We start from the raw sequence: 23,161 nt of genomic DNA on the forward strand, positions 1-23,161 counted from the left end.
GTTTTGGCGGCGGACTATAGGGAGGGGCGCGGGCCGTGGCAATCAGCCGCGCGCACAACTGCTCCCGCGCGTCGATATGCGGCATTGCCGCCCAGGGCGCGGGCGCACAATTTGCGCCGGCCGAGCGTGGGGACTGTGGGCGGCGGCGCCCCGCGGCGGCCGTTTGCAGAAGGAAACCTGATGGACGAAATCGAAAATGTGATCAGCGCCGAGGCTGTCGAGGCGCTGGAGAAAATGGGCGCGGGGACGATCGAGGCCGAAGCCGGGGCGCCCGCCGGAGAGCGGGGGCCAGAGGCCCGGCGCGAGGACGTCCGCCGCCTGCGCGCCGATTCGGAGGCGATCCGCCATGCTTTCGAGACGGGAGAGTTTCCCTACAAGACCCGGCTCTCCAACAAGGTCTATCTCGAACACATGCAATCCTTGCAGGTCGAGCTTCTGAAAGCCCAGAATTGGGTCAAGGAGGCCGGCCAGCGCATCGTCATGATCTTCGAGGGCCGCGATGCGGCCGGCAAGGGCGGCACGATCAAGCGCTATATGGAGCATCTCAATCCGCGCGGCGCCCGCGTCGTCGCCCTGGAAAAACCCTCGGAGCGCGAGCGCGCGCAGTGGTATTTCCAGCGCTACATCGAACATCTGCCGGCGGGCGGAGAGATCGTTTTCTTCGACCGCTCCTGGTACAACCGCGCCGGCGTCGAGCGGGTGATGAATTTCTGCACGCCGAACGAATATCTCGACTTCATGCGCCAGTGTCCGGATCTCGAGCGCATGTTCGTCAGCTCCGGCGTTCGCCTTTACAAATACTGGTTTTCGGTGACGCGCGAGGAGCAGATGCGCCGGTTCAAGGCGCGCCAGACCGATCCTTTGAAACAATGGAAGCTTTCCCCGATCGATCGCGCCTCGATGGACAAATGGGACGATTACACCGAGGCGAAGGAGGCGATGTTCTTCTTCACCGATACGGCCGACGCGCCCTGGGTCGTCATCAAGTCGGACGACAAGAAGCGCGCGCGCCTCAACTGCATGCAGCATTTCCTGTCGAGCCTCGAATATCCCAACAAGGACCACAGCGTCGTGCGCGGCCCCGATCCGCTCATCGTTGGTTCGAGCGCCCATGTCATCGGCCGCAGCGAGCATATCGTCGGCAAATCGCTGACGCTGGATCTGGAGAAGAAACGTAAGCGCTCATAGAGGGCGCTTCGACGTGGCGACGGGCGGCCGCGCGTTCGCCGCGCGGCCGGCGATGCGGTCGTTTGCGCGGCGAGGAAGGCAGCGACGAGGGATATCGGCGGGCGTTGATCGCCTTTGCGCCGCATTCCTGCCCACGGAAGGGCGCGATCTGCCCGTTTCAAGGCCTCAGTTGCAGATTTTTTCGACAAAACCTCGTTCAAAATCAGTCGGCTACTTGCAGACGAGCGAGCCCTCGCGTATCGATTGAAACGTTGAAGCTGACGGGGCCAACCGCCCGAGCAAACAGCCCCGGGGCGCGCGCTTGGCCTGTGGGGCTCAAAAGTAAAATGCGGCGATAGAACGCAACATCCAAGCGCCTCAAAAAGGAACCGCCATGCTGCGATCTTACGGTCTTGCAGGATTGATGACGCTTGTACTCTTTTCTGCCCCTGCCAATGCTTTCGATGTTACGAACTCTGATTACGGCGGACGTGTCGAGCCTTACGTCGCCCGTCTTGCGCAGGCCCAGGCAAGGGGCGAGGAAGTCCGCATCGGACCGGTGGAGTGCGACAGCTCATGCACGCTCTACCTTGCGGCGCGGCGCTCCTGCGTCTCGCCGGGAGCCGTCTTCGGCTTCCATGCGCCCTGGGTGGGCGGTCCGACGAGCGGCATCGTCGACCGGCAGATGACGGCGGTCTTCGCTTCCGCCTATAAGGCGCCGCTGCGCCGCATCTTCCTCAACCACGTCCGCAATTCTCGCGGCCTGGTGCCGGGGCCGTTGCTGAAGATCTCCGGGGCCCAGCTCGCGAGCCTGGGCTATCGCCTCTGCGGCGAATAATCCGCTCGGGCCTGGACGTTCGCACAAGATTGTCGCCTTCCCTCGCATACGGGGGAAGGCTTTTTTTCTAGTCGGCTCTTGAGGGATGCGCTGCGCTCGCCCGCCGCATTGCGACTCCGTTAGCTTCTGTTAGGTAACGTCTTTCAGATTGAAGGATTGTCTCCCATGCCCCGCCGTCCGCTCGTCGCTGGAAACTGGAAAATGAACGGGTTCATCGCCTCGCTTGCGGAAGTCGCCGCGATGGCGACAGCCTATGACGCGGCGCTCAAGAGAAAGGTGGAGCTGATCATCTGCCCGCCCGCGACCCTGATTGGTCTGGCGCTGGAAGTCGCCACTCAGGGCGGGGTCGGGCTCGGCGCGCAGGACTGCCACCTTTCCGAAAGCGGCGCCCATACGGGCGACATTTCCGCGAAAATGCTGAAGGATGTGGGCGCGTCCTATGTCATCGTCGGCCATAGCGAGCGGCGCGCGGAGCATGGGGAGACGGACAGGATCGTGCAGGCGAAGGCGGCCGCTGCGCTATGCGCCGGGCTGACGCCCATCGTCTGCGTCGGGGAAACGCGCGCGGAGCGTGAGGCTGGCGCCGCGCTTTCCATCGTCGGGCGGCAAATTGAAGGGTCGCTGCCCGCCGACGCGCCAGGGACCATCGTCGTCGCCTACGAGCCCGTCTGGGCCATCGGCACGGGCCTGACGCCGACGCCCGCCGACGTTGCCGAAATGCATAAGTTCGCGCGCGAGCAGATCGAGGCGCGGCTGGGCGGCGGCAAAAGCGAGTCCATCCGAATTCTCTATGGCGGCTCAGTGAAGCCCGCCAATGCGCCCGAATTGATGGCCGTGGAGAATGTGGACGGCGCGCTGGTGGGCGGCGCGAGCCTCAAGGCGATCGATTTCATGGCGATCGCCGAAGCCTATCGCTGACGGCCGCAGGCTTGCCGCGGCGCGGCGCCGCCGGTATAAGCGCGGCGCTCACGTCTGGAGCGCGCGGCGAGAAGCCCCCGTTTTTCGCCGGAAGCGCGCTCTAAACTATAGAATTCCAGCACTCCAACTCACGAGGCGATGCGCTCTCATGGCGATCGAACGCACTTTTTCCATCATCAAGCCCGACGCGACCAAGCGCAACCTCACCGGCAAGATCAACGCCATCATCGAGGACGCCGGCCTGCGCATCGTCGCGCAGAAGCGCATCCGCATGACCCGCGAGCAGGCCGAGACCTTCTATGCCGTGCATAAGGAGCGCCCCTTCTTCGGCGAGCTCGTCGACTTCATGATTTCCGAGCCGGTCGTCGTGCAGGTGCTCGAGGGCGAGAACGCGATCGCCAAATATCGTGAAGTCATGGGCGCGACCAACCCGGCCAACGCCGCGCCGGGCACCATCCGCAAGGAGCACGCGCTGTCGGTCGGCGAGAATTCCGTGCACGGCTCCGACGCCCCGGAGACCGCCGCGATCGAAATCGCGCAGTTCTTCTCGGGCAACGAGATCGTCGGCTAACCAGGCCGCCGCATGTCTTTCAGGAGCGGCCGGGAGCTTTCCCGGCCGCTTTCTTTTTGCGCTCCTGGAGCGGCAACGGTAAAGCTTGAACTGGAAAACTATTTCCTAGAAAATTCGCCGGTAATTTCTTTGCGATCGAAGCAGAGACTTCTGGTCTGGAGACAATAAATGCTCGATGCGTCTGCGCAGAAAGAGCTTGTTATAGGCTATATTGAAGAAGTTAATGCGGTCGGCGCGACATGCCGGCTCGACGATCTTGCCGTCAGGAAAGCGGACGCCGGCTCGATCGGAAGTCGGCTCAAATTGAAGCTGGACGAGCTGTGGCTGTTGGGTGAGATAAGAGAGCTGAAGCAGATCAGGGATCTGCGCGGAGCGGGCGTTGTCGCCGTCCTCGAGTTCATCGGCGAAACAAGTGTCGCCGATGATGGCGGCCTAACGCGCTTCCGGCAGGGCGTATCGGCCTATCCGCGCCCTGGCGCCCCGGTTTGCGCTGTCTCCGAAGACGATCTGAAGCGGGCTTTCGCCGACGACGACAGAGGCTCCATCAGAATCGGCTCCATACATCCGACGGAGAGCGTCGATGCGATGCTTTACGTCGACCGGTTTCTAAGTCGGCATTTCGCGATCTTCGGATCTTCGGGCACTGGCAAGTCCACGCTGGTTTCGCTGATTTTGAACGGGATCGCCCGGAGGGCGCCCGAGGGGCACATCGTCGTCATCGATCCGCACGGCGAATATGCGACATCCTTCAGCGAAAGTGCGGTGCTCCTCGATGTGCAAAATCTGTCATTGCCATACTGGCTGATGAATCTGGAGGAGCATTGCGAGTTCTTCGCCGCGCGGGGCGCCGATCGAGAAATCGACAAGGACATTATCGCGAAATGTCTGCTTGCGGCCCGTGCGAAGAATCCTCTCTCCAGATCGATCTCGAATCTGCACGTCGATACGCCTCTGCCTTATTTCCTTGGGGACCTGATCTCGGCCATTGACGAGCAACTGGGCAGACTCGAGAAATACGCCGAGGCGCGGTTTTATATCCGCCTCAAGCAAAAAGTCGCGCAGGTCGTCACCGACCGGCGGTTTCGTTTCGTCTTCGACGAGTCCCTCTATGCGGCGCCGCTCGATTACGTCATTTCGACGCTTTTGCGGCTGCCCGCCAACGGACGGCCGATTTCGGTCGTCGACCTTTCGAACGCGCCATCGGAAGTCGTGGACGCCGTCGTCGCCGTTCTCGCCCGACTCATCTTCAATTTCGGCATATGGTCACGAGAAGGGAAAGTTCGTCCGGTCCTCCTGGTTTGCGAGGAGGCGCAAAATTATCTTCCTGGCGGGGAGGCGAGCAAAAGCGCTGCAGCAAGCTCGATCCTCGAACGCATCGCGAAAGAGGGACGCAAGCATGGCGTCGCGTTGGGGTTGGTGACGCAACGACCCTCCGACCTCTCGCCAGCGGCGCTTTCCCAATGCGGCACATTGATCTCGATGCGGCTGAACAATCTTCGCGATCAGGACTGCCTGAAAAACGCTTTGCCCGAGGCCGGGAAGCACCTTGTGAGTTCAATCCAGGGACTGCGAAATCAGGAGTGCGTCATCTCGGGCGAAGGCGTTCCGGCGCCCGTTCGCGTTCGGGTCGCGAACGTCGAGCTGAGCCGCCTGCCCAATTCGCATGACCCGTCTTTCATCACCGCCTGGGGGAAGGCGGGCGGCGAAGAGGAGCTTGTCCAGGGGACAATCGATCGATGGCTCAATCAAACGGTTTGATCGCCGTCACATCCGGCCGGCATTGCTGAAATTTCTTCCGGCGCGACCAGCGTCGCCTCGCTTTGAGGCAGGGCCCCGAGAACCCGGTTGCCCTCGACACGCACAGCGCCGGACGCGACCAGCCGCAGCGCGAGCGGATAAATGACATGCTCCTGCGACAGGACGCGCGCGCCGAGCGTCTCTGCCGTATCGCCGTCAAGCACGGGCACGGCCGCCTGCGCGACAATCGGGCCTTCGTCCATTTCCGGCACGACGAAATGCACAGTGCAACCGTGAATTTTCACGCCGTCCGCGAGCGCGCGCTCATGCGTGTGCAGTCCGCGATAGGAAGGGAGCAAGGCAGGGTGGATGTTAAGCATCCGGCCGCGCCACTGATTGATGAACCAGGGCGTCAAAATCCGCATGAAGCCTGCGAGGCAGATGACGTCGATGCGGTGAATCTCCAGCATCGCATGCAGCGAACGCTCGAATTCCTCGCGGCCGGCGTAAATTTTATGGTCGACCGCCGCCACGGCGACGCCCGCCGCCTTGGCTTTCGCAAGGCCCGGCGCATCGAGTCTGTTTGAGAGGACCAGCACGATTTCCGCCGGAAAGTCCGGCGCGCGCGCGGCGGCGATCAGCGCGTCCATATTGGAGCCGCGGCCGGAGATCAGGATGGCGGTGCGCAGGCGAGTCATGTTTTCTCTCAGGCCGTCATGCCCGGGCTTGTCGCGGGCGTCGACGCCGGAACGTTGCGAGAGGCTCGCATATTGTCGTCGCTCAATCGCGTCGATGGCCGGAACAGGCCCGGCCGTGACGCCAAGAGACGACGCGTTTTGAGATTACAGCCCCAGCGTCCCGTTCATCACGACGCGCTCGCCGGTCTTCGCCTCGATCGCTTCGCCGATGCGGAAAGGCCTCTCCCCGACGTCGCGCAGAACCTTCTCGACCTCGCCGGCGCCATCTCCGGCCGCAAAGACGACCATGCCGACGCCGCAGTTGAAGGTGCGCAGCATCTCATTTTCAGCAACCTCGCCCGTCTTGGCGAGCCATTTGAAGACGCGTGGAACCTCGAACGCCGAGAGATCGAGCGACACGCCGACGCCCTTGGGGAGCACGCGCGGCAGATTGTCGGGAAAGCCGCCGCCGGTGATATGGGCGAGCGCGCGAATATGCGGCGTGCGCTTGAGCGCCGTAAGCAGGGGCTTCACATAGATTCGCGTCGGCTCGAGCAGCGCGCGGGCGAGCGTCATCTCCGGCGCGAAAGGCGCGGTGGCGTTCCAGGAGAGGCCCGTATCCTTCACAATGCGGCGCACCAGCGAGAACCCGTTGGAATGGACGCCCGAGGAAGGCAGGCCGAACGCCACGTCGCCCGGCTGGACGTCGCGCGGCAGAAGGCCCTTGCGTTCGGCGGCGCCGACGGCGAAGCCCGCGAGGTCATAATCTCGGCTGGCGTAGAGGCCCGGCATTTCGGCCGTCTCGCCGCCGAGCAGCGCGCAGCCCGCCATGACGCAGCCGTCGGCGACACCCTTGACCACGGCGGCGGCGACATTGGGGTCGAGCCTGCCGGTGGCGTAATAGTCGAGGAAGAAGAGCGGCTCGGCGCCCTGTACGACGAGGTCGTTGACGCACATTGCGACGAGGTCGATTCCGATCGTTCCGTGCATGCCGGACTCAATCGCGATCTTGACCTTGGTGCCGACGCCGTCATTCGCCGCGACGAGCACGGGGTCGGCGAAACGCGCGGCCTTGAGGTCGAAGACACCGCCGAAGCCGCCGATCTCGCCATCCGCGCCGGGGCGGCGCGTCGCCCGCACGGCCGGGCGGATCATGTCGACGAGCCGGTTGCCGGCGTCGATATCGACTCCCGCGTCGGAATAGGTGAGCCCTTTTGCTTTTTCTTGCATGGCCTTGTCCCGGCGGGCCCTCCCGCCCGTGTGGGGTTAATGGGCAATGGGATTGCGCCTGTCAATTTGGCGTCGCAACATTGCCAAATGAGCGAGCTTCGCGCTGGGTCGACCACGCCGGCCAAAATGCGCACGCACGGCTTTCGGAGCGGGACCGGCAGAAAAGCGGCGCGTGATTTTCAAAAAGACGAAACGCCCGCGCGTTTTTGGGACGAAGGCGATCGAGCTTGGCTTGCCGGAAGCGGCGCTCTTGCCCGATCCGCTTCAATCCCCTTGCCCAATCATTGCACTTTTGCCCAAAAACGCGTATATGGTCCTTATTCCCATCATGGACGGTCGAGCCTAATGGGTCGCTAGCGCGAAGGCGCGGCGCCGGACGCTCCCGCCATGCCCGCGACCAAGGAGATTCTCAAGATGAGCAACGCCCCCTTGATGCCGAAGGCGACGGCTGTCTGGCTCGTCGAAAACACCTCGCTGACCTTCGATCAGATCGCCGAATTTTGTAAGCTGCACCCGCTCGAGGTGAAGGGCATCGCCGATGGCGAGGTCGCCGCCGGCATTCGCGGCCACGACCCCATCACTTCGGGGCAGCTCACGCGCGAGGAAATCGCCCGCGGCGAGCGCGACCCCAGGCATCAGTTGAAGCTCTCCGTGTCGAAGGTCGTGGTGCCGGAGGTCAAGAAGGCGCGGGGCCCGCGCTACACGCCGCTGTCCCGCCGCCAGGATCGCCCGAATGCGATTCTCTGGCTGGTGCGCAACCATCCCGAGCTGAAGGACGCGCAAATCATGCGCCTTGTCGGCACGACCAAGGCGACGCTGAAGGCGATCCGCGAGCGCACGCACTGGAACTCGGCGGCTTTGACGCCGATGGACCCGGTGACGCTCGGCCTCTGCTCTCAGATCGACCTTGATTTCGAGGTCAATCGCGCCGCCAAGGACCGTCCGGCGGTTGTCGAGGATCACGGCCAGACGCTGGTTCCCGCCGCCGTCACGACCGGCCTGCGCGAGCCCGCGACGACCGAGGAAGTCTTCGGCAAGTCGACCACGCCCCGTCCGGCGGAGGAGGAGGACAATTTCGACGCCGACCGCGTCTTCGGGCGTCTCAAGGACCTCGATTTCGGCGAGTAATCCAGCGAGAGCTGGACCTTTATCGTTGATTTGCCCCGCGCCTGCGCCTATCCTTTCGTCATGGCCGCTCCCGCATACACATTCGACCGCCTCGCCTATGTCGACCGCCTCAAGGGCGGCGGGATCGACGAAGGGCAGGCGCGCGCCCATGCCGACGCGCTGGACGCCGCGTTTCGGGACACGGTCGCGACGAAAGCCGACGTCGAAGGGCTTGGACGCGACCTGCGGCGCGAGATGGCGGAGCAGGGGGCCGACCTGCGGCGCGAGATGGGCGAATTGGGCGCCGACCTGCGGCGCGAGATGGCGGAGCAAGGGGCCGACCTGCGGCGCGAGATGGGCGAGTTGGGCGCCGACCTCCGGCGCGAAATGAAGGCGTTGGAGACCCGGCTCGATGCGAAGATCGACACCTCCGCCGCGTTTCTCAAAGTCGACATCCTCCGCTGGCTTTTCGTTTCGCAGATTGCGCTGGGCGGGTTCATTTTCGCCGCGATGAAATTCGTCCGCTGACGGGACGAGCGTCGACTCCGGCTTGGCGCCTTCCGTGAAAATTGCATGTATAGGCGCGCGCCTTGCAATACGCCCCTTCCGGAGCCTTTCATGACCGCATCCGCCTATGATCGCGATCTCGACCGCAACCCGGCCAATTACCAGCCGCTGACGCCGCTGACTTTCCTGTCGCGCGCCGCCGCGGTTTTCCCCGACCGGATCGCGATCGTCCATGGCGGCCTGCGGCGCACCTATCGGGACTTCTACGCCCGCAGCCGTCGCCTCGCGAGCGCGCTGGCCAAGGCCGGAGTCGGGCGCGGCGACACGGTCTCCGTCATGCTCGCCAACACGCCGGCGATGCTCGAATGCCATTACGGCGTGCCGATGACCGGCGCTGTGCTCAATACGCTCAACACGCGTCTTGACGCGCCCGTCCTCGCCTTTACGCTCGACCATGCCGAGGCCAAGGCGCTGGTCGTCGACCGCGAGTTTTCCGGCTTAATTCGCGAGGCGCTGGCTCAGTGCAAGTCAAAGCCGCTCCTGATCGATTATGACGATCCGGAATATAAGGGTCCCGGCGAAAGGCTGGGCTCGATCGACTATGAGGATTTCATCCTCGCCGGCGATCCGGACTATGCCTGGGCGCCGCCCGGCGACGAATGGGACGCGATTTCCCTGAACTACACCTCGGGCACGACGGGCGACCCCAAGGGCGTCGTGTATCATCATCGCGGCGCCTATCTGCTGGCGCTCGGCAACATTTTGACGGGCGATATGGGCCGTCGCCCGGTCTATCTCTGGACCCTGCCGATGTTCCATTGCAACGGCTGGTGCTTCCCCTGGTCGATCTCGGTCGCCGCGGGGACGCATGTCTGCCTGCGGCAGGTGCGCGCGGGTCACATGTACGAGCTCATGGCCGAGCACGGCGTGACGCATCTTTGCGGCGCGCCCATCGTGATGTCGACGCTGCTCAACGCCAGCGACGCGGAGAAGAAGCCGCTCAAGGAAACGGTCCGGTTCTTCACCGCCGCCGCGCCGCCGCCCCAGGCGGTGCTCGCCGCGATGAAGGCGGCCGGCTTCGAGGTGACGCATCTCTACGGCCTGACCGAGACCTATGGTCCGGCGGCCGTCAATGAGTGGCAGGAGCGCTGGGACGACCTCGACGACGCCGGGCAAGCCCAGATGAAGGCGCGCCAGGGCGTGCGCTACAGTGTGCTCGAAGACCTCGACGTCATCGACCCTGAGACCATGCGGCCGACGCCGCGCGACGGCCAGACGATGGGCGAGGTGATGTTTCGCGGCAATATCGTGATGAAGGGATACCTCAAGAACGCCTCAGCCTCCGAAAAAGCCTTTCACGGCGGCTGGTTCCATTCGGGCGATCTCGGCGTCATGCATCCGGACGGCTATATTCAACTCAAAGACCGCTCGAAGGACATCATCATTTCCGGCGGCGAGAATATTTCGTCGATCGAGGTGGAGGACGTGCTGTTCAAGCACCCGAAAGTCGCGGCCGCCGCCGTCGTCGCCGCGCCCGACGACAAATGGGGGGAGACGCCCTGCGCCTTTGTCGAACTGAAGGAAGGCGAGATGGCCACGGCGGAGGAGATCATCGCCTGGTCGCGCTCCCATCTCGCGCATTTCAAATGCCCGCGCCACGTCGTCTTCGGCGCGTTGCCCAAGACCTCGACGGGCAAAGTTCAGAAATACATTTTGCGAAACAAGGCGCGGGAGATATGGCCGGGCGGCGCGACGGCGGCGACGCTCTGATCCGCGGTCCTTGGAGCGCGCCGCGAGAAAGGTGACGCCGATTTTTCGCAAAAGAGCGCGCTAAACCCTTTGGATCGATCGCCTGCGTTTAGGCGATTCCTCCAGACGCAGCGCGATCTGAAGACCGCGCCAACGAAAAAGCGCTTTTCGACGGAGTCGAAAAGCGCTGCGTCCCTGAAGCCGGTCCTTGAAAAGTCTTCGAAGAAAGTCATCCTGAAAACAGCACAGCCAGCAATCGCATCCGCAATTGCTGGCTGGTGTCGACTGGCTTACGCCGGCGGCCAGACCAGCGTCTGCCGAATGGGTCGATTAGAAGAACAAGCCGAGGCAGCCGCCCGCGAGGGCGCCGACGACGCCAGCGGCGATCGTGTTCTGCATGCCGCCGAGAGCCGCCGCCGCGAGACCGCCGAGGAGAACCGCGCCGACGCCAGCGAAGATGTAGGTGTTCGTCGTGATTTCGAATTCTTTGTCAGCCATGATTTTCACTCCCTGTGTGAGCGGACCAGAGCCGAGCCGTGAGGCTCGGCGCCATGGATTAGAAGAAGAGGCCGAGGCAGCCGCCCGCGAGCGCGCCGACGACGCCGGCGGCGATCGTGTTCTGCATGCCGCCGAGAGCGGCAGCCGCGAGACCGCCCAGCAGGACGGCGCCGACGCCAGCGAAGATGTAGGTGTTCGTCGTGATTTCGAATTCTTTGTCAGCCATAACCTTCACTCCTCTTTCGTTCCCAGAGCCGCGCCTTATGCTTTTGTTTTTCCTTGGCGCTTTACCCCACTTTTGTGGTGGCGCGTCAATTCGACGCAGGGGAAAGGTAGCATAAGTTTCCGCCCTGTCCAGCCTTCGCGCCCTTTTTCCGCGACAACATGTCGCACCAAGCAAATCATTGAAAAAATGGACAATTCGGCCGCTCTCCAACGAACGGCCCCGCTAATCGGTCTAATCGGTTGACAAAAAATTTTTATGACGCGGCGCACATTTTTATATTGCGCTGCATCAAGGAGCGCCTCTGAGACACGGTCGTTTTCGCCGGCGTAGGGCGCTATAGGGACGGGTCATGACCGAGATCAACCCCACTGCATCCGCCGCCGCTCCCGCCGGCTCGAATCGCCTTGTCGGCGCCACGCTTGCGCCGCTGCGCCCGCTCTTGCCGTACGCTCTGCGCTACAAGCGCACGATCGCCCTCGCTTTCGCCGCGTTGCTTCTCGCGTCCGGCGCGACGCTGACATTGCCGGCCGCCGTGCGCGGCATGATCGACCATGGTTTCTCGACGGACAGCGCGGGGACCGTGAACGCCTATTTCGGCGCGATGATCGGCGTCGCTGCGACTCTCGCGCTGGCTTCCGCCACCCGCTACTATTTTGTCATGACGCTCGGCGAGCGCGTCGTAGCGGATCTGCGCGCCGATCTCTTCAAGCATCTGACCTCGCTCGACGCCGCGTTTTACGACACGGCGAAGACCGGCGAATTGATGTCGCGTCTAACGGCCGACACGACATTGCTCAAATCGGCCTTTGGCTCTTCGGCGTCGGTCGCGCTGCGTAACATGTTCATGTTCGTCGGCGCCGTCATCATGATGTTCGCGACGAGTCCGAAGCTCGCGGGACTGGCGCTCGCGGCGATCCCGATCATCGTGCTGCCGCTCATCGCGTCGGGGCGCAGCGTGCGAAAGCGCTCCCGGCGCGCTCAGGACACACTGGCCGAGGCGGCCGCCTATGCGGGCGAAAATCTTTCGGCCGTGCGCGCGATGCAAGCGAACGGCGCGCAGGCTTCGACCGTCGCGCGCTTCAAGCGGGGCGTCGAGACCGCCTATGAGGCCGCGCAGGCCGCAACGCTCGCGCGCGCCTTCGTGACCGCCGGCGCGATTCTCGTCGTCTTCACCAGCATCGTCGCGGTCCTTTGGCTCGGCGCGCAGGACGTGCTCGCCGGCCGCATGAGTTCGGGCCTCCTGTCGCAATTCGTGCTCTACGCCGTTCTCGGCGCAAGCTCGCTTGGCGAATTGTCCTCCGTGTGGAGCGAAGTGGTCGCCGCAGCCGGAGCCGCTTCGCGCATCGCGGAAATTCTCGCGGTGAAGCCGAAAATCCTGGCGCCCGCCCATCCGACGCCGGCTCCCGCGCGGTGGCGGGGCCGGATCGCGTTTGAGCATGTCGGGTTCTCCTATCCGACCGCGCCGGATCGTTCCGCGCTGCGCGATCTGACGCTGACGGTCGCGCCGGGAGAGCGCGTCGCGCTCGTTGGCCCTTCTGGCGCCGGCAAGTCGACGCTCTTCTCGCTGCTGCTGCGTTTCTATGATGTCGACAAGGGAGCGATTACGCTCGACGGCGTCGATCTGCGCGCGCTCGACCCCGTCGACCTGCGCAAAGCCATTGCGCTCGCGCCACAGGACCCGGTGATTTTCGGCGTCTCGGTTGCTGAGAACATCGCCTATGGCCGCGAGGGCGCCGGGCGCGAGGCGATCGTCTCCGCCGCCAGACGCGCCCAGGCGCATGAATTCATTTCCGCCTTGCCGCAGGGCTACGACACGATGCTCGGCGAACGCGGCGTGACGCTTTCCGGCGGTCAGCGGCAGCGCCTCGCCATTGCGCGGGCCATTCTCGCCGACGCGCCCGTGCTGCTCCTCGACGAAGCGACCTCCGCGCTCGACGCGGAGAACGAGGCGGCCGTGCAGGCGGCGCTCCATGACGTCATGGAAGGCCGCACCAGCATCGTCATCGCGCATCGCCTCGCCACCGTGCTCGAAGCCGACCGCATCGTCGTGATGGACGACGGCCGCATCGTGGAAGAGGGAACGCATGCGACGCTGAGCGCCGCCGGCGGCCTCTATGCCCGCCTCGCCAAGCTGCAATTCGATACGGAGCGGGCGACCGCCGGATAGGCGGCCGAATAAGGTTTGTCCGCCAAAAAACTTTGTTGGATTAGTGGCTTAACCAAAATGCGCCGTTGTCTGAGGGCGGCGTTGGCGGTAGAGTTCAAGGGAGGGCAAATCCCAAGGATCTCAACATGACGCTCCTGGTCGACGACAAAATCGATGCGATCCATAATTTCTACAAAGACCGTCCTGTCTCTGAATGGCGCTCCGACCTCGTTAAGAGCGTAACTGAAACCCAAGTCAGGGGGTTTTCATTCCCAAGCTTTCCCGACCCTGAATTACAGCGTCACCTGCAGGGGGCGCCAAACGAGCTTGCGATCCGTGGAGCGTTGCATTTCAGGGAAAAGTGCCTCGAAATCGCCGCGCAATGCGGCCGGCCTCCAAAAGAAGGAGACGCGCTCATCGATTTCGGCGCCGGCTGGGGACGAATTTGCCGCGCCTTCATGCGCGATTTCGCTGCGTCGAGAATTTATGCGGTTGAGCCTTATGACTTCATAATCGAGGCGCGCAAGCACAATGCGATGATCAACTTCGTCAAGAGCGATCCGCATCCGCCGCTCCTTTTCAAAGACGGTTTTGCCGACTTTCTGGTTTCGTACTCGATATTCACGCATCTCACCGAGGCGCGGCTGCGTGAATGGATTGTGGAATTCGCCCGGGTGGTCAAACCGGGCGGGCTCGTGTTCCTTACGATCCTGGGAACGCACTTCCTGAAGGGCATGATCGACGCGCATCATGCTCTCGAAAAGGGCGAGACGGTGGATTTCTGGCGAAAACTGATCGCCGAGAGACTGCCGCGCAACGACATACCGGCGGTGATCGACAAAATTGAGAAGGGCGGATTTTTTTTCCTGCCAGATCCTCGCGCGAATACGTCGGACTATGCGGAAGCTTTCGTCACGGCAAGATGGTTCGAAGCGAACGCCGCTCATCTGTTCGACGTCGTCGGCTACATAGCCGATGGGTCGACCGCGCAGGATATTATCGCGCTGCGGCGGCGCTGACGCCGCGCCGCGCCGGGGGCGCCGAGACCCTCATCGCGCGCCCCTGTTTCGATCTCAATCGCGCCTGTGGCCGCCGAGCGTAAGCCCGGCCTGTCGGAGTGCGCCGCGACGCGGGCGTTTCGAGTCTGTCGAGACGGCGCCATTTGCCTTTGCAAAGATTAATGCTATGAGCACCCGCCAACCCCGAACGGCGGCGCGCGAGCGACCGCCGTTGTCCCGCTTGATGAAGGAGTTGGCCCCATGGCCCGATTGACCGCCACGTTGACCGAAGCGCTTACTTTCGACGACGTGCTCTTGCGGCCCGGCCATTCCCGCGTGATGCCCTCCGCCGTCGACGTCTCGACGCGCCTCACGCGTGAGATCGGGCTCAACCTTCCGATCATTTCGGCCGCCATGGACACGGTGACCGAGGCGCGGCTCGCCATCGCCATGGCGCAGGCCGGCGGAATCGGCGTGATCCACCAAAACCTCTCGCCCGCGGACCAGGCCGCCGAAGTGCGCAAAGTGAAGCGCTATGAGAGCGGCATGGTGGTCGACCCGATCACCATCTTCCCCGACGCGACCCTTGCCGACGCGCTGTCGCTTATGGCGTCGAACGGCATTTCCGGCATTCCGGTGGTCGAGCGCGGCGCGGCCGGCGGCAAGGGCAGACTCGCCGGCATTCTCACGAACCGCGACGTGCGCTTCGCCCAGGACAGGAGCCAGCCCATCGCCGAGCTGATGACGAAGAAGCTCGTCACCGTCCGCGAAGGCGTAGGGCAGGAAGAAGCGCGCCGTCTCCTCCACGAGCACCGCATCGAAAAGCTGCTGGTCGTCGACGAGGATTATCGGTGTGTCGGGCTCGTCACGGTGAAGGACATCGAGAAGGCCACCCAGCACCCTAACGCCTGCAAGGATCCCGAGGGGCGTCTGCGCGTCGCCGCGGCGTCCACCGTGGGCGATCACGGCTATGAGCGCGCGCTTCAGCTCATCGACGCAGGAGCGGACTGCATCGTGATCGACACGGCGCATGGCCATTCCCAGGCCGTCATCGACCAGGTGTCGCGCGTCAAGCGCGAGAACAACAAGGTTCAGATCATCGCCGGCAACATCGCCACCGCCGAGGCGGCCAAGGCGCTCATCGATTCGGGCGCCGACGCGATCAAGGTCGGCATCGGCCCGGGCTCCATCTGCACGACGCGCATCGTCGCCGGCGTCGGCGTGCCGCAGCTCACCGCCATCATGGAGGTCGCCGAGGAGGCGCGTAAACATGACGTGCCGATAATCGGCGACGGGGGCGTGAAATATTCCGGCGATCTCGCCAAGGCCGTCGCGGCGGGCGCCGAAGTGGTGATGATCGGCTCGCTCTTCGCCGGCACGGAGGAGTCGCCCGGCGAGGTGTTCCTCTATCAGGGCCGCTCCTTCAAGGCCTATCGCGGCATGGGCTCGGTCGGCGCCATGACGGCCGGCTCGGCGACGCGCTACTTCCAGGGCGACGTGAAGGATCAGCTCAAGCTCGTGCCCGAGGGCATTGAAGGCCAGGTGCCCTATCGCGGTCCGATCGGCCCGATTCTCTATCAGCTCGCGGGCGGCCTGCGCTCCGCCATGGGTTACGTCGGCGCGCCGACGATTCGCGAGTTCCAGGACCGCGCGCAATTCGTGCGCATCACCAATGCCGGGCTGCGCGAAAGCCATGTGCACGACGTGGCGATCACGCGCGAGAGCCCGAACTATCCGACGGGCGTTTGAGGAAAGACGACAGTAAACCTCCGAGGCGGCCTCTTCCTTCGAGACGCGCGCTGCGCGCGCTCCTCAGGATGAGGCCTAAGTGTTTGACGCAGGATAAAGAAGCCCCTCATGCTGAGGAGCCTGCGAAGCAGGCGTCTCGAAGCACGAGGGGCGTCGCCATGACTGCGTAAGCGATCCGAATGCAGAAGCTAAAGTGGGACGCAAGCCCGAGCCTGGTTCAATGCTTGCCCGGCTCGAGCTTCACGCCGCGCCTTTCATAATGGATGTAGGAGAGCAGGGCGGTCATCCTGGGGTCGTCGGCCGCGAGCGACTGTCCCTGCAGCGGATTGCGGATGCACCAGTTCACCATTTCCCAGAGCTGCGCGACCTTGCCAATCTGCTTTTGAAATTTCGGGTAAGTCTCCGGATGCGTGTTGGCCGCATTGGGATGACATTGGGCGCAGGCCACGCCGTTCGTTCCCACCGCGCCGTTCGTCCAGAGTTCGCGGCCTTTTTTGGCGACGGTTTCATATTCCGCCTGCCAGCGCTCAATATCCGACTTCTTGAACTCGTCGGCGAAAGCGGGGACGCCGGCGAACCCCGCGAGAACAGCGAGGGCGGCAATGTGCAGACGCATGATGTTCCTCCCAATCAATAATGAGCCTGCGCGATCTTGCGGCGCGACGCGTCCTGATAGGTCTTGTCGACAGGATGACCCTGGGCCGGATCGAAGCCGACGACGCGCCGGTCATTGTCCCAGAGTTGATAGCGCGCGGTGACCCGGCCGGAATTCACGTCGATGAGCTGCCAGCCAGTGGCGTCGCGCTCGAAGAAGGGATCGGCGCGGTTCATCGGCACGGTGAGCACGGGCAGATGGCTTTCCGCCTGGGCATAGGTCGCGGGGTAGGGCCAGGGCCAGGCTGTCGCCATCACGGAGTTGAAGGCGATGTTGCCGATCTGGTTGTACTGAATCTGGTGAACGTGTCCGTAGATGACGTTCACGCTCTTGAAAGGCGCAAGCAGCGCCTGCACTTCTTCCGCGTCGTCCGTCCAGAAATTCCACCCCTTGTAGATTTTCTGCAGCGGAGAGTGCGAGAAGACGACGACCGGCGTGTCCTTGGAGACTTTCGAGAGATCGTCCGCGAGCCATTTGCGCTGCTTCTCGCCAACCATGAAAGGCGAGCCGTTCGGATTGTCGAGCCCGGCCATTTCCAGCATGCGCTGCTCCGCCGTCGGCCAGCGATGGAAAGTCCACTCATCCGTGGTCAGGATCGAGTTCAGGACGATGAAATGCACGCCCTTCACGTCGAAGCTGTACCATTGCGGGCCATAGAGCTTCGACCAGTAGTCGCCGAGGTCGAGATAATAGTCGTGCTCGCCCATGACGGCGTAGAGCTTGCCCTTCAGCGCCGAGAGCATTTCGGCGCCGTGATCGAGCTCCTCCCGCTTGCCGAGCTGCGCGAGGTCGCCGCCGAACATCACGAAATCGACCTCGGGTTGGATGAGATTGGCTTCGGCGACCGCGCGCTTGAGGCCCATATCCCAGTTGCGCACGAAATTCGCGCCCTTGATCTGCTGGATATGCGAATCCGAGATGTAGGTGAACGAGACGTCCTCGCGCGTTCCGGCAAAAGCGAGACGCACCATGCTGATCGGCAGCGTCGCGAGCGTTCCCGCGAGTCCCGCGGCGCCGGCCGCCATCACGCTTCGCCTAGTGACAGGTTTGGTCATGCTTCTCTCCCTCGGCCTTATTTCTTCTGCGCCGCGGCGACGGACGGGCTCGTCAGCGTCTCCATGAACGCGACGAGATCGTCGATCTGCTGGTCGGTCAGGTTGAGCGGGCGTATGCCGCCGGACAGATAAGGATTGATCGGATTGGGGTCGCCGGGACTCTTGCCGCCTTCATTGTAGTGTTTGACGACGTCCTTCAGCGTCTTCAGCGAGCCGTCGTGCATATAGGGCGCGGTCAAGGCGACGTTGCGCAGCGTCGAGGTCTTGAACCCCCCGATCTCGTCGAAGGCGTTGGTCACCGCGAAGCGGCCCAGGTCGGACGTCTTCGGATCCGAGAGCACCGCCTTGTCGACATCGGCTCCCGCCGCCTTCGCTCTAAGGAATTCGCCCGCCAATCTGGGCACGTCCGCCTGGATTCGGTTGATGCCCACGCCGATGTTGTGGAACCTGTTATCCGTGAAGAGCGCCTGCGTCTGTTCGATGACGTGGCAGGACACGCAACGCCCCTGACCGATGAAGACCTCGAAGCCGCGCCGCGCCGCATCGCCGATCGCCTTGGGGTCCCCGCCGAAATACCATCTGTCGAAAGGCGAGTCTGCGGAGACGATGGTGCGCTCGAAGGCGGCGATGGCCATCTTCACCTCCTCCATCGTGACGCCGTCGCCGCTCTTTCCGAAGGCTCTTTTGAACCCGTCGACATAAGCGGGGTCTTCTCGCACGATCTTCAGCACGGGCGCGTGATCCTGAAGACCCATCTCGACCGGGTTGACCATCGGGAATTGAGACTGATCCTCCAGCGAGGAGGAGCGTCCGTCCCAAAAGAGGGTCGTGAAATAGGCGGCGTTGAGCACCGTCGGGGCGTTGCGCGTGCCGGTCAGCTTGTGATGACCCTGGGACGCCTTCAGGGGGCTGTCCGTGAACGCTTTCGCGTCCTCATGGCAGGTCGCGCAACTCACCGTGCCGTCGATGGAGAAGCGTTTGTCGTGAAAGAGCTTGTCGCCGAGCGCGATCTTCTCCGGGGACTGTGGATTGTTCGAGGGCACGGGCACGGGCGGCAGGCCGAGAGGCTCGGCGGCCGCGACGCCGAGGCCGATCGCGATCCCGAAGACGGCGCCCGCGAGCGCATCCGGGCTGTGCGCCAAATCCTGCCAACGCATCGTTTGCTCCCTCTCATAGCGACGGGCTTGGGCCGCGCGCTTTCAAACTTGAGGGTGGGGCGGCGATCGCGCCCGACAAGTGCCAGCCTCGCTATTCGTCGCAAGGCGACCCCCAGGCCCGGACGAACCGGTTTGGCCCGCCGCAGACCGGCCCTTATGGACCCCTTCGGACCAAGCTGGGCGCCGAAGGGCTTCCGCCGTCTCGGGGGTTGTGATAGCCGAAGGCGCAGCTTCGCGCGCATGCGCGGCGGGGCGGTCAGCTTTCAACGATCAAAGCTGCAAGGGGAGAGAAACACATGTCCGGACTTCGGGTCGCCGCGCTCGGCGCGGCGCTGCTTTTTCCCGTACTGGCCCATGCCGGCGACCTGCGCGCCGACGCCAATGCGGTCTTCAAGCCGATTGACGCCTCAACCGTGAATTCGGTGGTCAAGAACAACGCCATCACGCCCGCCAAGATCGAGCTCGGCAAGAAGCTGTTCTTCGATCCCCGCCTGTCCAGGAGCCAGATCATCAGCTGCAATAGCTGCCATAATCTCGGCACGGGCGGCGTCGACGCCGGTCCGACCTCGATCGGCCATGGCTGGGCGAAGGGCCCGCGCCGCGCGCCGACCGTTCTCAACGCCGTTTTCAACGTCGCCCAGTTCTGGGACGGCCGCGCCATCGACCTCAAGGCCCAGGCCAAGGGCCCGGTCCAGGCCGATGTCGAGATGAACAACACGCCGGCGGCCGTCGAATCGACGCTGAAGAGCATGCCGGCCTATGTCGCCGAGTTCAGGGCGGCCTTTCCCAACGACGCCAATCCCGTCAGCTTCGACAATATGGCCAACGCCATCGAGGCGTTCGAGGCGACGCTGACGACGCCGAACTCGAAATTCGACAAGTTCCTCGCCGGCGACGTCAACGCGCTGAACGACACGGAGAAGAAGGGCCTGCGCCTGTTCATGGACAAGGGCTGCTCAGCTTGCCACAGCGGCGTGAATGTCGGCGGCAACGGCTACTTCCCCTTCGGCGTCGCGCAGAAGCCCGATGCGGCGATTCTGCCTGTGGCCGACCGCGGCCGCGCCAAGGTCACGAATAACGATTCGGACGCCTTCGTCTTCCGCTCGGCGCCGCTTCGCAACGTCGCCCTGCGTGCGCCGTATTTCCACAGCGGCGCGACCTGGACGCTCGAGGAAGCCGTCGACGTGATGGCGAAGGATCAACTCGGCGCGGCGCTGAGCCCGGACGAAAACGCCGCCATTGTCGCCTTTCTGGGCGCGCTGACCGGCGAGCAGCCAAAGGTGTCTTATCCAATCCTGCCGGCGCGCGCCAAGGACACGCCGCGCCCGCAGTAAGAACAATATTGGGGGCGCCCGCGGGCGCCCTCAGTTTGTTGACAAACTTCCCGAGGGGCCTCGTCCTTCGAGACGCGAGCTGCGATCTTGGGCTTGAGATCAACATTCTTTTTTGTGCAAGTCGGGAAAACCCGACTTGCACTTGCTCCTCAGGATGAGGCCTAACTATTTGGCGTCGAAAGAAAAAGCCCCTCATGCTGAGGAGCTTGCGCAGCAAGCGTCTCGAAGGACGAGGGGCGCCGCCGCTGCTTTGTCAGTAATCTGAGGGGCTCCCGCGGGCGCCCCTTTTTTCCTGCGCCGCTTGATCCTGCGCAAGCCGCTTGTGGAAAAGCTCTTTTCAAGCCTGCTTCCTGCGTGGTCCTGCCGACGGCGCCTTTCGTCGAGAATTTTGGACAGATCGACGCAGTCCTAGAGGCGGGGCGGCCCCGCTTGGCGCCACAGTTTCTTCAAACCTGTGACGCGACGATGGCGTCGTGCTGCAAAATTCCAGAAAATCAAAAGATTAGCTTGACGTCCGCGAGCCGTCGCGGCCGCCGCCTTGCTACCCATAAGGGTTGTCTATATCCAGTCCACTGGGGTTGTTATTACTATTCGATAGACAGTTTTCAGCTATACCAAGGGATATTGATATTATGTTGGTGAGGGGGAATGGTTGGGCCACGCTAAACGGGGTCTTGGTCTGGTCCTTGCGGGGGTCGGGTTTTGGGCTTTGTTTAGGCGGCGACGTCGGTGTTCGTCCGATAACAACAAGCGGCTGGATTGGATGTTCGATCTTTGGGGAAGGTTTCTCTGGGATTGGGGATCTGAGGGCTGCGGCAAGAAGGGCGGTATGGCGTGGGGCGACGTTTTGGGACGGGCCCAGCCTAACGTTTAATCAAACGAGGACGAAGCGGTTCCGTTCTGGGAGGCGGAGCTTTTACCGGTCACGCGCATATCCCTGGGAGCACATAGGAGGAGTTAAATATGAGCTCGACGACTAGCGCTGCTGCTGGCGCAGCTGCTGAGGTAGAGTCCGTAGTCGATCTTCGTGGCATGTGGATTGGACTGGCTCTGCTGAACACGTTTTATCTGATCGTGCGCATTTACGAGCAGATCTATGGCTGGCGCGCTGGCCTGGATTCGTTTGCGCCGGAATTCCAGACTTACTGGATGTCGATCCTTTGGACCGAGATTCCTCTGGAGCTGGTTTCCGGCCTGGCGCTTGCGGGCTATCTTTGGAAGACGCGCGACCGCAACGTTGACGCGGTTGCGCCTCGTGAGGAGCTTCGGCGCATTGCGGTGAACATCCAGTGGCTGGTTGTTTACGCGTCTGCGATTTACTGGGGCGCGTCGTTCTTCACGGAGCAGGACGGCACCTGGCACATGACGGTTATCCGTGACACGGACTTCACGCCGTCGCACATCATCGAGTTTTACATGAGCTACCCGATCTATTCGGTGATCGCGGTTGGGGCGTTCTTCTATGCGAAGACGCGGATTCCGTTCTTTGCTCATGGCTACTCGCTGGCCTATCTGATCGTGGCCATTGGTCCGTTCATGATCATCCCGAACGTTGGCCTGAACGAGTGGGGCCACACCTTCTGGTTCATGGAAGAGCTGTTCGTGGCTCCGCTGCACTGGGGCTTCGTGTTCTTCGGCTGGATGGCGCTGGGCGTGTTCGGCGTGGTTCTTCAGCTCCTGGCCCGCATTCATGCGCTGATCGGCAAGGAAGGCGTCGCCCTCCTGACCGCCGAGTAATGACGGACAAGGCCGCTCGCGCCCAAGGGCGCGGGCGGCGGTCTGGGCGCGGGATTTTTTCTAAACGGACAAGGGAGCGGGCATGTCTGGCCGCGTGAGGCGACCGGGTCTCTCGTTTCGTGTCGAAAACCGGGGTTAACCCGGCTGTGAAGGGAAGGTTTCGCGGCGCTGCGTCGAGCGCGCTGCGCGAGAGAAAACCGGGCGGGCGGGTTTTTCCGCCAGTCCGGGCGCGGGTCCGGGGGCGCGAGGCTTCGGGTCTGCGGCGATAAGAAAGCTCGGGGCCTGGAGGGTTTCCGAGAAACACCAAGGAGAAGAGTGATGTCACAATCGAAAAGCGGGGGGGCGGTCGGTCCGTTCAACTCCGTCGCCGAGGCGGCGGGTTGCGTCGCGACGGTGGACTGGATGCTTCTGGTTCTGCTGTTCTTTGCCGTTCTGGGCGGCTATCACGTCCACTTCATGCTGACGGCGGGCGACTGGGACTTCTGGGTTGACTGGAAGGATCGTCGTATGTGGCCGACGGTCGTGCCGATTCTGGGCGTGACCTTCTGCGCGGCTTCGCAGGCTTTCTGGTGGGTTAACTTCCGCCTTCCGTTCGGCGCCGTTTTCGCGGCTCTGGGCCTTCTGGTCGGCGAGTGGATCAACCGCTACGTCAACTTCTGGGGCTGGACGTATTTCCCGATCAGCCTCGTGTTCCCGTCCGCTCTGATCGTTCCGGCGATCTGGCTTGACGTGATCCTGCTTCTGTCGGGCTCCTATGTGATCACGGCGGTTGTGGGCTCGCTGGGCTGGGGTCTGCTGTTCTACCCGAACAACTGGCCGGCGATTGCGGCGTTCCACCAGGCGACCGAGCAGCATGGCCAGCTGATGACGCTTGCCGACCTGATCGGCTTCCACTTCGTCCGCACGTCGATGCCGGAATACATCCGCATGGTCGAGCGCGGCACGCTGCGCACGTTCGGTAAGGACGTTGTGCCGGTTGCGGCGTTCTTCTCGGGCTTTGTCTCGATGATGGTGTATTTCCTGTGGTGGTTCATGGGTCGCTGGTATTCCACGACCAAGGTCATCGACACCATCTGATGCGGGCTTGGCCGGGGTTTTCTTCGGC

Annotated in this window: 21 protein-coding genes; 14 read left to right on the top strand and 7 right to left on the bottom strand. The window is 63.2% G+C overall.

Annotation, left to right across the window (positions count from 1 at the left end; translation table 11 throughout):
• The first annotated feature begins 180 nt into the window (after positions 1 to 180).
• The 5 genes from ppk2 to ACNHKD_RS10900 all read left to right on the top strand — a co-directional run bounded on the left by ppk2 (position 181) and on the right by ACNHKD_RS10900 (position 5,252).
• Positions 181 to 1,188, top strand: a complete 1,008-nt coding sequence (gene ppk2 / locus ACNHKD_RS10880) for a polyphosphate kinase 2 (protein ID WP_442753506.1) — start codon at positions 181 to 183, stop codon at positions 1,186 to 1,188.
• A gap of 373 nt (positions 1,189 to 1,561) precedes the next feature.
• Entirely contained in the window at positions 1,562 to 2,005 is a 444-nt protein-coding gene (locus ACNHKD_RS10885) for a hypothetical protein (protein WP_442753507.1), read from the top strand.
• Between the two features lie 165 nt (positions 2,006 to 2,170).
• Positions 2,171 to 2,923, top strand: a complete 753-nt coding sequence (tpiA, locus tag ACNHKD_RS10890) for a triose-phosphate isomerase (protein ID WP_442753508.1) — start codon at positions 2,171 to 2,173, stop codon at positions 2,921 to 2,923.
• 148 nt (positions 2,924 to 3,071) lie between these two features.
• The gene (ndk, locus tag ACNHKD_RS10895) at positions 3,072 to 3,494 is read left to right on the top strand and encodes a nucleoside-diphosphate kinase (protein WP_442753509.1); all 423 of its coding nucleotides are present in this window, start codon (positions 3,072 to 3,074) and stop codon (positions 3,492 to 3,494) included.
• A gap of 168 nt (positions 3,495 to 3,662) precedes the next feature.
• On the top strand, positions 3,663 to 5,252 hold the full coding sequence (locus ACNHKD_RS10900; protein WP_442753510.1) for an ATP-binding protein: 1,590 nt from the start codon (positions 3,663 to 3,665) through the stop codon (positions 5,250 to 5,252).
• Here ACNHKD_RS10900 and purN read toward each other — a convergent pair.
• Together purN and purM are read right to left on the bottom strand one after the other, a co-directional pair.
• Complete coding sequence (purN, locus tag ACNHKD_RS10905; protein WP_442753511.1) at positions 5,240 to 5,929, bottom strand: phosphoribosylglycinamide formyltransferase; 690 nt, start codon at positions 5,927 to 5,929, stop codon at positions 5,240 to 5,242. The two genes, ACNHKD_RS10900 and purN, sit on opposite strands and share 13 nt — an antisense overlap.
• Positions 5,930 to 6,073: 144 nt before the next feature.
• Positions 6,074 to 7,138 (bottom strand): phosphoribosylformylglycinamidine cyclo-ligase, encoded by a 1,065-nt coding sequence (purM, locus tag ACNHKD_RS10910; protein WP_442753512.1) that lies wholly within the window; start codon positions 7,136 to 7,138, stop codon positions 6,074 to 6,076.
• Between the two features lie 414 nt (positions 7,139 to 7,552).
• Here purM and ACNHKD_RS10915 point away from each other — a divergent pair, with 414 nt between their 5' ends.
• From ACNHKD_RS10915 to ACNHKD_RS10925, 3 genes are all read left to right on the top strand, one after another.
• Entirely contained in the window at positions 7,553 to 8,266 is a 714-nt protein-coding gene (locus ACNHKD_RS10915; protein WP_442753513.1) for a DUF1013 domain-containing protein, read from the top strand.
• Between the two features lie 60 nt (positions 8,267 to 8,326).
• Positions 8,327 to 8,773: a hypothetical protein gene (locus tag ACNHKD_RS10920; protein WP_442753514.1), complete on the top strand. Its 447-nt coding sequence runs from the start codon at positions 8,327 to 8,329 to the stop codon at positions 8,771 to 8,773.
• Positions 8,774 to 8,863: 90 nt separating this feature from the next.
• Positions 8,864 to 10,522, top strand: coding sequence for an acyl-CoA synthetase (locus tag ACNHKD_RS10925; RefSeq protein WP_442753515.1), 1,659 nt, complete (start codon positions 8,864 to 8,866; stop codon positions 10,520 to 10,522).
• 309 nt (positions 10,523 to 10,831) lie between these two features.
• On the opposite strand, the gene ACNHKD_RS10930 is transcribed toward ACNHKD_RS10925, so the two are convergent.
• Together ACNHKD_RS10930 and ACNHKD_RS10935 are read right to left on the bottom strand one after the other, a co-directional pair.
• Positions 10,832 to 10,999 (bottom strand): hypothetical protein, encoded by a 168-nt coding sequence (locus ACNHKD_RS10930; RefSeq protein ID WP_192815579.1) that lies wholly within the window; start codon positions 10,997 to 10,999, stop codon positions 10,832 to 10,834.
• A gap of 58 nt (positions 11,000 to 11,057) precedes the next feature.
• On the bottom strand, positions 11,058 to 11,225 hold the full coding sequence (locus ACNHKD_RS10935; protein WP_192815579.1) for a hypothetical protein: 168 nt from the start codon (positions 11,223 to 11,225) through the stop codon (positions 11,058 to 11,060).
• Between the two features lie 349 nt (positions 11,226 to 11,574).
• Here ACNHKD_RS10935 and ACNHKD_RS10940 point away from each other — a divergent pair, with 349 nt between their 5' ends.
• From ACNHKD_RS10940 to guaB, 3 genes are all read left to right on the top strand, one after another.
• Positions 11,575 to 13,392, top strand: coding sequence for an ABC transporter transmembrane domain-containing protein (locus ACNHKD_RS10940; RefSeq protein ID WP_442753516.1), 1,818 nt, complete (start codon positions 11,575 to 11,577; stop codon positions 13,390 to 13,392).
• 125 nt (positions 13,393 to 13,517) lie between these two features.
• On the top strand, positions 13,518 to 14,390 hold the full coding sequence (locus tag ACNHKD_RS10945) for a class I SAM-dependent methyltransferase (protein WP_442753517.1): 873 nt from the start codon (positions 13,518 to 13,520) through the stop codon (positions 14,388 to 14,390).
• 240 nt (positions 14,391 to 14,630) lie between these two features.
• Positions 14,631 to 16,118 (top strand): IMP dehydrogenase, encoded by a 1,488-nt coding sequence (guaB, locus tag ACNHKD_RS10950; protein ID WP_442753518.1) that lies wholly within the window; start codon positions 14,631 to 14,633, stop codon positions 16,116 to 16,118.
• A gap of 217 nt (positions 16,119 to 16,335) precedes the next feature.
• Here guaB and ACNHKD_RS10955 read toward each other — a convergent pair whose 3' ends face one another.
• Genes ACNHKD_RS10955 through ACNHKD_RS10965 form a run of 3 tightly spaced genes read right to left on the bottom strand, consistent with a single transcriptional unit; the run spans position 16,336 to position 18,985 of the window.
• Complete coding sequence (locus ACNHKD_RS10955) at positions 16,336 to 16,734, bottom strand: c-type cytochrome (RefSeq protein ID WP_442753519.1); 399 nt, start codon at positions 16,732 to 16,734, stop codon at positions 16,336 to 16,338.
• Positions 16,735 to 16,748: 14 nt separating this feature from the next.
• Positions 16,749 to 17,828, bottom strand: coding sequence for a metallophosphoesterase family protein (locus ACNHKD_RS10960; RefSeq protein ID WP_442753520.1), 1,080 nt, complete (start codon positions 17,826 to 17,828; stop codon positions 16,749 to 16,751).
• A 17-nt stretch (positions 17,829 to 17,845) separates the two neighbouring features.
• Positions 17,846 to 18,985 (bottom strand): cytochrome-c peroxidase, encoded by a 1,140-nt coding sequence (locus ACNHKD_RS10965; protein ID WP_442753521.1) that lies wholly within the window; start codon positions 18,983 to 18,985, stop codon positions 17,846 to 17,848.
• A 296-nt stretch (positions 18,986 to 19,281) separates the two neighbouring features.
• Between ACNHKD_RS10965 and ACNHKD_RS10970 the strand changes: the two genes are divergently transcribed.
• From ACNHKD_RS10970 to amoA, 3 genes are all read left to right on the top strand, one after another.
• A complete protein-coding gene (locus ACNHKD_RS10970) occupies positions 19,282 to 20,319 on the top strand; it encodes a cytochrome-c peroxidase (RefSeq protein ID WP_442753522.1) in 1,038 nt (345 codons plus the stop codon).
• Between the two features lie 963 nt (positions 20,320 to 21,282).
• Positions 21,283 to 22,056 (top strand): bacterial ammonia monooxygenase, subunit AmoC, encoded by a 774-nt coding sequence (gene amoC / locus ACNHKD_RS10975; protein WP_442753523.1) that lies wholly within the window; start codon positions 21,283 to 21,285, stop codon positions 22,054 to 22,056.
• A 318-nt stretch (positions 22,057 to 22,374) separates the two neighbouring features.
• The gene (gene amoA, locus ACNHKD_RS10980) at positions 22,375 to 23,133 is read left to right on the top strand and encodes a bacterial ammonia monooxygenase, subunit AmoA (protein ID WP_442753524.1); all 759 of its coding nucleotides are present in this window, start codon (positions 22,375 to 22,377) and stop codon (positions 23,131 to 23,133) included.
• The last annotated feature ends 28 nt before the right edge of the window (positions 23,134 to 23,161 follow it).

It is taken from the genome of Methylocystis sp. JAN1 (assembly GCF_052186135.1).
Classification (GTDB): Bacteria; Pseudomonadota; Alphaproteobacteria; order Rhizobiales; family Beijerinckiaceae; genus Methylocystis.